10 protein-coding genes and 1 tRNA gene are annotated in these 6,243 nt (G+C 70.9%); 3 read left to right on the top strand and 8 right to left on the bottom strand.

Annotated elements, in window-relative coordinates; translation table 11 throughout:
- Nucleotides 1-713, top strand: a 713-nt coding sequence (locus BHU15_RS35670; RefSeq protein WP_069630898.1) for an MDR family NADP-dependent oxidoreductase, incomplete at its 5' end; no start/stop codon positions are given.
- A gap of 24 nt (nt 714-737) precedes the next feature.
- Here the strand turns inward: BHU15_RS35670 and BHU15_RS35675 are convergent.
- The 4 genes from BHU15_RS35675 to BHU15_RS35685 all read right to left on the bottom strand — a co-directional run bounded on the left by BHU15_RS35675 (nt 738) and on the right by BHU15_RS35685 (nt 3,633).
- The gene (locus BHU15_RS35675) at nt 738-1,568 is read right to left on the bottom strand and encodes an ATP-grasp domain-containing protein (RefSeq protein WP_069630899.1); all 831 of its coding nucleotides are present in this window, start codon (nt 1,566-1,568) and stop codon (nt 738-740) included.
- Nucleotides 1,565-2,437 carry an ATP-grasp domain-containing protein gene (locus BHU15_RS35680; protein WP_069630900.1) on the bottom strand — a complete coding sequence of 291 codons (873 nt, stop codon included), beginning with the start codon at nt 2,435-2,437 and terminating at the stop codon, nt 1,565-1,567. The genes BHU15_RS35675 and BHU15_RS35680 overlap by 4 nt, the downstream gene beginning before the upstream one ends.
- Nucleotides 2,438-2,552: 115 nt before the next feature.
- Nucleotides 2,553-2,690: a hypothetical protein gene (locus BHU15_RS40985; protein ID WP_209269253.1), complete on the bottom strand. Its 138-nt coding sequence runs from the start codon at nt 2,688-2,690 to the stop codon at nt 2,553-2,555.
- Nucleotides 2,691-2,991: 301 nt separating this feature from the next.
- Nucleotides 2,992-3,633 (bottom strand): DUF4232 domain-containing protein, encoded by a 642-nt coding sequence (locus tag BHU15_RS35685; RefSeq protein WP_069630901.1) that lies wholly within the window; start codon nt 3,631-3,633, stop codon nt 2,992-2,994.
- A 288-nt stretch (nt 3,634-3,921) separates the two neighbouring features.
- Between BHU15_RS35685 and BHU15_RS39555 the strand changes: the two genes are divergently transcribed.
- Nucleotides 3,922-4,056: a hypothetical protein gene (locus BHU15_RS39555; protein ID WP_438285000.1), complete on the top strand. Its 135-nt coding sequence runs from the start codon at nt 3,922-3,924 to the stop codon at nt 4,054-4,056.
- A gap of 10 nt (nt 4,057-4,066) precedes the next feature.
- On the opposite strand, the gene BHU15_RS35690 is transcribed toward BHU15_RS39555, so the two are convergent.
- From BHU15_RS35690 to BHU15_RS39875, 3 genes are all read right to left on the bottom strand, one after another.
- A complete protein-coding gene (locus BHU15_RS35690) occupies nt 4,067-4,474 on the bottom strand; it encodes a hypothetical protein (protein ID WP_069630902.1) in 408 nt (135 codons plus the stop codon).
- A 180-nt stretch (nt 4,475-4,654) separates the two neighbouring features.
- Entirely contained in the window at nt 4,655-5,188 is a 534-nt protein-coding gene (locus BHU15_RS35695) for an NUDIX domain-containing protein (RefSeq protein ID WP_069630903.1), read from the bottom strand.
- 46 nt (nt 5,189-5,234) lie between these two features.
- Entirely contained in the window at nt 5,235-5,480 is a 246-nt protein-coding gene (locus BHU15_RS39875; protein WP_141726964.1) for a hypothetical protein, read from the bottom strand.
- Nucleotides 5,481-5,779: 299 nt separating this feature from the next.
- Here BHU15_RS39875 and BHU15_RS40620 point away from each other — a divergent pair, with 299 nt between their 5' ends.
- On the top strand, nt 5,780-5,953 hold the full coding sequence (locus BHU15_RS40620) for a hypothetical protein (RefSeq protein WP_167756269.1): 174 nt from the start codon (nt 5,780-5,782) through the stop codon (nt 5,951-5,953).
- A 118-nt stretch (nt 5,954-6,071) separates the two neighbouring features.
- Here BHU15_RS40620 and BHU15_RS35705 read toward each other — a convergent pair.
- Nucleotides 6,072-6,147, bottom strand: a tRNA-Lys gene (locus BHU15_RS35705).
- Nucleotides 6,148-6,243: the final 96 nt, after the last annotated feature.

A 6,243-nucleotide genomic window follows, 5' to 3' on the forward strand; every position in this document is an offset into this window, starting at 1 on the left:
GCACGCACTCCGTCGTACGCCCCGACGAGGCGCGCCGCCTCCCGCACCACGACGGCGTTCCCCTCTCCGCGCATCTGGGCATCCTCGGCGGGACCGGCCTCACGGCGTACGTCGGACTGACCCGGATCGCCCAACTCCGCGCAGGGGAAGACCTGTTCGTCTCGGCGGCGGCCGGTGGCGTCGGTACGGCCACCGGGCGGCTCGCCCGGCTGATGGGCGCGGGACGGCTCGTCGGCAGCGCGGGCACACCGGAGAAGGTCGCGTATCTGACGGAACGGGTCGGCTACGACGCGGCGTTCGACTATCACGCCGGCCCCGTCGCCGACCTCCTGGCGAAGGCGGCGCCGGCCGGCATCGACGTGTACGTCGACAACGTCGGCGGCGACCACCTGGGCGCGGCGATCGGCGCGCTGCGCGACCACGGCCGGGTGGTACGGGTGGGCACGGTCGGCCAGTACAACACCCCGGACGCGCCGCCCGTGCGCTTCGACCACGCGGACGTGGTGGAGAAAAGCCTGCGGATGGAGGGCTTCCTGGTGCGGAACCATCAGGAGGTGCGGGAGGAGTTGTACGAGTTCGCCGTACCGCGCCTGGTCAGCGGACAACTCGCCCTGGACGAGACCGTCGTGACGGGCTTCGACCGGATCGTGGACGCGTTCCTGTCCATGCTGCGCGGCGGGAACACCGGCAAGATGATCGTGCGCGGGTCCTGAACCCGACCCGTGCACGGCCCTCGGTCACGAGGGCGGGGGCGCACCCGTAGCCCGCGCCCGGTCGCCCGTCGCCGTACGCAGCACGAGGGCGGCGAGTGTCTCCGGTGCGCCTTCCTGGTCGCGGATTCCGGGGAAGGCGTTGATGTCCACGATGAGCGGGGTGCCGTCGCCGGTGTCGACGATGTCGACGCCGTACACGTCGAGTGCGTAGACGGCACCGACCTCGCGGACGAGGTCGATCCAGCCGGCGGGCAGTTCGCCGAGGGGCAGGGAGACGGTGGGTCCCCGGCCGGTGCTCGCCAGTTCCGAGGGGCGCAGCGCGGCGAAGACCCGGTCGCCGACGACCCAGAGCTTGTGGTCCTGGCCGCTGTTGTCGGCGAACGGCTGTACCACCACCGGTTCTTGGGCCCAGTCGGCGGCGAGGGCGCGGAGCCGTACGGCGCTGTCGACGCGCGCGACCAGATCGTGCCGGCGGCTGTGGCGGCTCTTGACGACGAGCGGACGGGTGAGGTCCGTCGCCGTGTCGGAGAGCCCGCCCAGCGTGGGGAAGGTCGTGGTCTCGGGGAACGGCAGGCCGGCGCTGTGCGCGAGGGCGGCCATGGCCGTACGGTCCTGGCAGAGCCCGGTGGCCGCGGCCGAGTTGACGACCGGGGCGCCCCGGTCCTCCAGCGTCCGCGCCAGGGTCAGCGCGGCTCGGGTTCTGGCCTTGAGGAGATAGATGTCGGCGGGCGGGCCGTTGGGATCCGTCACATGTCCGGGGTCGATCCAGCCGACATGGTGGGCGGGTGCCAGCAGACCGGCCATGGCGTCCAGGACGGGATGGCGCGTTCCCGAGGCGATGACGCCGATCCTCATCCGGTCTCCCCCGCTCGTACCGGAACCGGAACCTTCACGGCCGGGGCCGTGAGATCGCCACCCGTACGGGCCCGGTCCAGGATGGCTCGGGCGACGAGCGACGCGGCGTCCGGGACCTGCCGGAAGCTCGGGAAGTCGTTCACGTCGACGATCACCGGCCCGTCGGGCCCCAGCAGGATGTCCACGCCGTACAGATCAAGGCCGTACACCGCCCCGGCCCGGGCCACGAGGGCGGCCAGTTCGGCGGCCAGCGGCACCCGCCGCTCGGGAAAGGCGCGTTCGGGGTGCAGGGGCGAGCAACGCTCCGTCGCGTACACCTGTCCCCCGACGCTGTACGCCTTGAGATCGGTCCCCGAGTTCGGCACGTACGACTGGGCGATCAGCATTCCCTCGCCCGCCAGCCGGTCCCGCATGCGCATGAGCAGGTCGGGCGAGTCCACCAGCCGTACGGCCCGGCCGGAACTCCCGTCGGCGGGTTTGACCACCAGCGGATACTCGCCGCGGGGTATCTCCGCCAGGGCCTCCGGACGCGCGGCGGCGTAGGTGACGGGCACCGGCAGCCCGCCGCCGCGCCCGATCGCCGCGGCCAGCGCCTTGTCGCGTACGCCACGGATGGACCGGGCGTCGTTGACGGTGGTGAGTCCGGCGGCGGCCGCGGCCTCCAGCAGTGTCAGACCGGGGCCGCCGGACACGGTCTTGAGGATCCAGGCGTCGTGGCTGCCCGCGCGCACGGCTTCCGAGACACGTATCAGCGAGGTGCCGGGCCGCAGGACGTCCACGTGGTGCCCCCACGCCGTGAGCCGGCCGATCACATCCACCGGCATCCCGTCGTACCGGTACTGCTCCTCCACCAGAAAGCAGAGCCTCATCGGTCTTCCCCCACGTCTGTCCACTTCGCTCCCGCCGCACACCGGGATTGATCAAGTGTCCAGGGTCAGGCGGTGAGTTGGCCGCGCGGGCCTTGAGGGCAGGGTGCGGCGCCTGTCACCGTCCCCGGCCGGCGCCGCCGTCCGTGAAGTGCGCGAGCGCGGTGATGACACGTTCGGCGATGCCGGACGGCCAGCGGAACGCGGGCGAGACCGCCCTCCGGTGGGCGAGGCCGTGCAGACCGAGCGGCGACACACTCCGCCAGGGCGAACTCCAGACAGCTGTGGCACGAGGCCGTCAGCCGCGCGCGGGGTTCGTCGCCCGCGGCGTCCATCGCGGTACGCGGCTGCTGGTCCAGATCCGCGAAGGCGTCGCGCACCACGGCCAGCATGATGGCGGGCTGGTCCGGGAAGTGGCGGTAGATCGAGGGGGCGGAACACTCGTCTCGTACGGTCGCGGGCAAGGTCGTCATCGTGCCCGACCCGCCCCGGACATGACCGCGCCCCGGCCGGCGTGAACCGGTCGGGGCGCGCGGAGTCGGTGGCAGTCGTACGGGTCAGCTCTCGCCGCCCTGTCCGGCACTGCCCATCGGGCCGACCTTCACAGAGGAGCCGGAACCGTCGGTGACGGGCAGCGTGTTGGAGCCGGGCCACTCGACGGAGAACGACTTCGTCTCGTTGGGCGGGGTCACCAGGAGCGCGCTGACGCTGACACCGGAGCCGCCGGAGTCGTTCATCGGGTAGGTGACACCGAAGAACGTCGACTCCCCGTCCTTGAGGACGGTGGTGTCCGCCTCCTGCCCCGTACGCTCCGCCGACAGCGACCCGGAACCGGTCTTCAGGTCGACACCCGCGTACGCGGCCAGCACACAGTCCTTCCCGCCGAGGTTCTTGAACTCCACCACGACCGTGCCCTCGGTGTCGCCGCCGATCGTGCCGTCCGTCGCGCTGATGTCCAGGTCGTCGGTACGGCACTTCTCCGCCCCACCGCCACCGGAGCCGGACTCGGAGCCCGCGCCCTGCTGCCCGCCGGCCTTCTCCGAACCGTTCGAGCTGTCCGAGCCCGAACCGCCCGAAGGAGACGCGGTCGACGCGGCCGAAGGATCACCCTGCCCCGTCAGATCCTCGTCGTTGCACGCCGTGAGCGAGAGGGTCGCGGCAACAGCCAGGGCGGCGAAGGTGAGCTTGCGAACGCGCATCGTTTCTTCCTCATCGGTTGGGGATCCGGGGCCCGGCCACTCACTGCGAGCCGCGGTTTCTGAACACCAGGACCCGCCTCAACCGGTCGGCCGTTCCTCCCAACCGCCCGCTAATACCTTGCTGTTACACGCATCCCGGGCCACAACGCCCCGCCCAACGGCCCACAACCCGCCCAGGGCGGGCCCGAACGCCGGTTCCGGCCATCACCGCACGTCCGTTCGCCACCACGACCCCCTGAGACAGACCCGTAACCCCACGGATCTTGAACTGAGAAAAGGCGGCACACCATGCCCACGATCGCCCCTCTCGTCGCGACCGGCCCCCAGGTCGAGGCGAACGTCCCGGCCGCGACGGAGATCCTCAGTCAGGGCCTCAAGAGCTGGCTGACGGACTTCAAAGCCACGGCCGAAGCCGCCCACTGACCCGGCGGAGTCAGAGTTTCGGCCTCGTCTTGTTCCGGGCGCGCTCCTCGGAGTCCCGCATCTCCAGGACCTGGAAGACATGGGCACTCGCCCGCCGGCGTGCGCTCCCGCTGGTGAACAACGCCGCACCCACGACGGCCGGCGGTACGGCAAGAACCCCGACCCCGAGCAACTCGGGCCAGTCCCGCGCGGCACTGCACCGCCCTGCCGCGCCTTCGCTGTACGAGGTGCGCTCGCTGCTGTAGAACACCGGCGCCTCGCACTCGATCTCATCGTGGTAGTGGTGCACGGTGAACGGAATCAGCAACAGGTAGCCGAGCCACAGGAACAGCGCCGCCGCCACCACCATGAGCCCGACCCCCCAACCCTGCTGCCACCCGGCCCTGCGCTCGAACTCCTGACGCGCTGCCCACTGCATGAGTACTCCCCCGTATGTCGTCCGACTTGCTTGCTCCGCCGAGATCGTACGGGCGCCGCACACACCCCCTGCCGGGCGGGACGGCGCCCCGGAAACCGCCACGACACCGGCGCCACGTGCCCGAACTGCACCCCTGTCTGGCCTTCGGACCGGGCAGGAGGCCCTTTCGTGCGTCCAGAGTCAGGCGAGACGACGGTGGTGGAGGAGCAGAAGGCCGGCGACGGCGACGGCGCTGCGGATCTTCCCGGTCGCCACCAGCTCGGGCACCTTGCGCAGCGGCACCCACTCCCGTCGCGCCGACTCGAAGTCGTCCGCAGGGGCGCCGACCTGCTCAGCCTGATCCGACCAGTACACGCGGTGGTGCGAGGTGGAGATGCCGGGCTGCGGATCGACGGTGAGCAGCAGTTGCATCGGTCCGGTCCGCCAACCGGTTTCTTCCTCGAATTCGCGCGCTGCTGCCGCTGCCGGGTCTTCCCCTTCTCCCGTGCCGCCGGAGGGAAGTTCCCAGCCCCACGCCCCGGTGATGAAGCGGTGTCGCCAGAGGAGAAGCACCTCTTGCTGCTCGTTGACGACGGCCGCCACGGCGACCGGGCGCAGGCGGATGACGGTGTGGTCGAGGTGACGGCCGTCGGGGAGTTCGACGTCGGCCATGTTCACGGTGACCCACCGGTTCTCGTACATGGTGCGCTCACCGAGGTTTTTCCACTCCGACATGATCAGGACCTCTCACTGGGGGTGCCCCCATCCCAGCAACGCCCGGCTACACAGGGATGCGCAGGGTGTCGTCGATCCGCCCGACGCCGTCGGCCGTTGCCCGGCTCTGTAGGCCCACAAGCGAGCGTCGGACCTTGACGAGACGGTCTCGCAGCCGCTGCGACTCCATTCCCTCCATCGTGTCGAGCATCGTGCCCGCCGTCGCGGCTGCCAGCTCGGCCTCGCCACCGCGCAGTTGGCAATCCGAGAGGGTCGCGAGACGGTGGACACGGCCCCGTTCGTGTGTCTGCACGGCAACCGCCTCAGCGGTGTAGGTCTGCGCCAGACCTGACCGCCTCGATCCGAACGTCCTGCTCGCCACGCGGGCCGCCATCGAGGCCGCCGGATACGTACCCGACCCGAAGCTGTGGAGCGGCTCGAGCGACACCAGCATCCCCGTGGCCGCGTCGTGCCAGCACTCCCCAGGCGGCCCCGAGGGCAGCTGCGCCGGCTTCGGTGAGGGCGACGGGCCGAGCGGACCGAACTGACCGTTCCGATTACGTCGTTGCCCGGCGTCCGTACCGTCGTTGGGGAACCGGGAGAGGTGATCCGATGGAGTGGACAGACCCGCGGTACGCGACCGTGGCCGCCCGGTACCAGGCGGAGAAGGCGGCAGCGCCCGCGCCACGGAAGCGGCACGGGCTGATGCGGGACCGGGCGTACGGGGACCCGTTCCTGGTGTTCGTGGACCCAGCGACCCTGAAGCCGTACACCGTCGCCCGCTGAGACCGCGCCGGCCGGTGCATCCCCGTCCCCGGCCGGGGATGCACCGGCAGACGGCGCCCGACTTGTCCCCCGAGATGACGTCAGCCCCTGCTCAGCTGCACGCTGAGCAGGGGCTTAGTGGTAGGCCGTGTGGGACTCGAACCCACAACCAATGGATTAAAAGTCCACTGCTCTGCCAATTGAGCTAACGGCCCCTGACGAGTCATCCACGAGCATAGCCCGCCCGGGGCGGCGCGCCGATCGGGTATCCCCCCGGTAGGGGGTGGTGGGAGGAAACGGGGCGGGGCCCG

This window comes from Streptomyces niveus (assembly GCF_001723055.1).
Taxonomy (GTDB): domain Bacteria; phylum Actinomycetota; class Actinomycetes; order Streptomycetales; family Streptomycetaceae; genus Streptomyces; species Streptomyces niveus.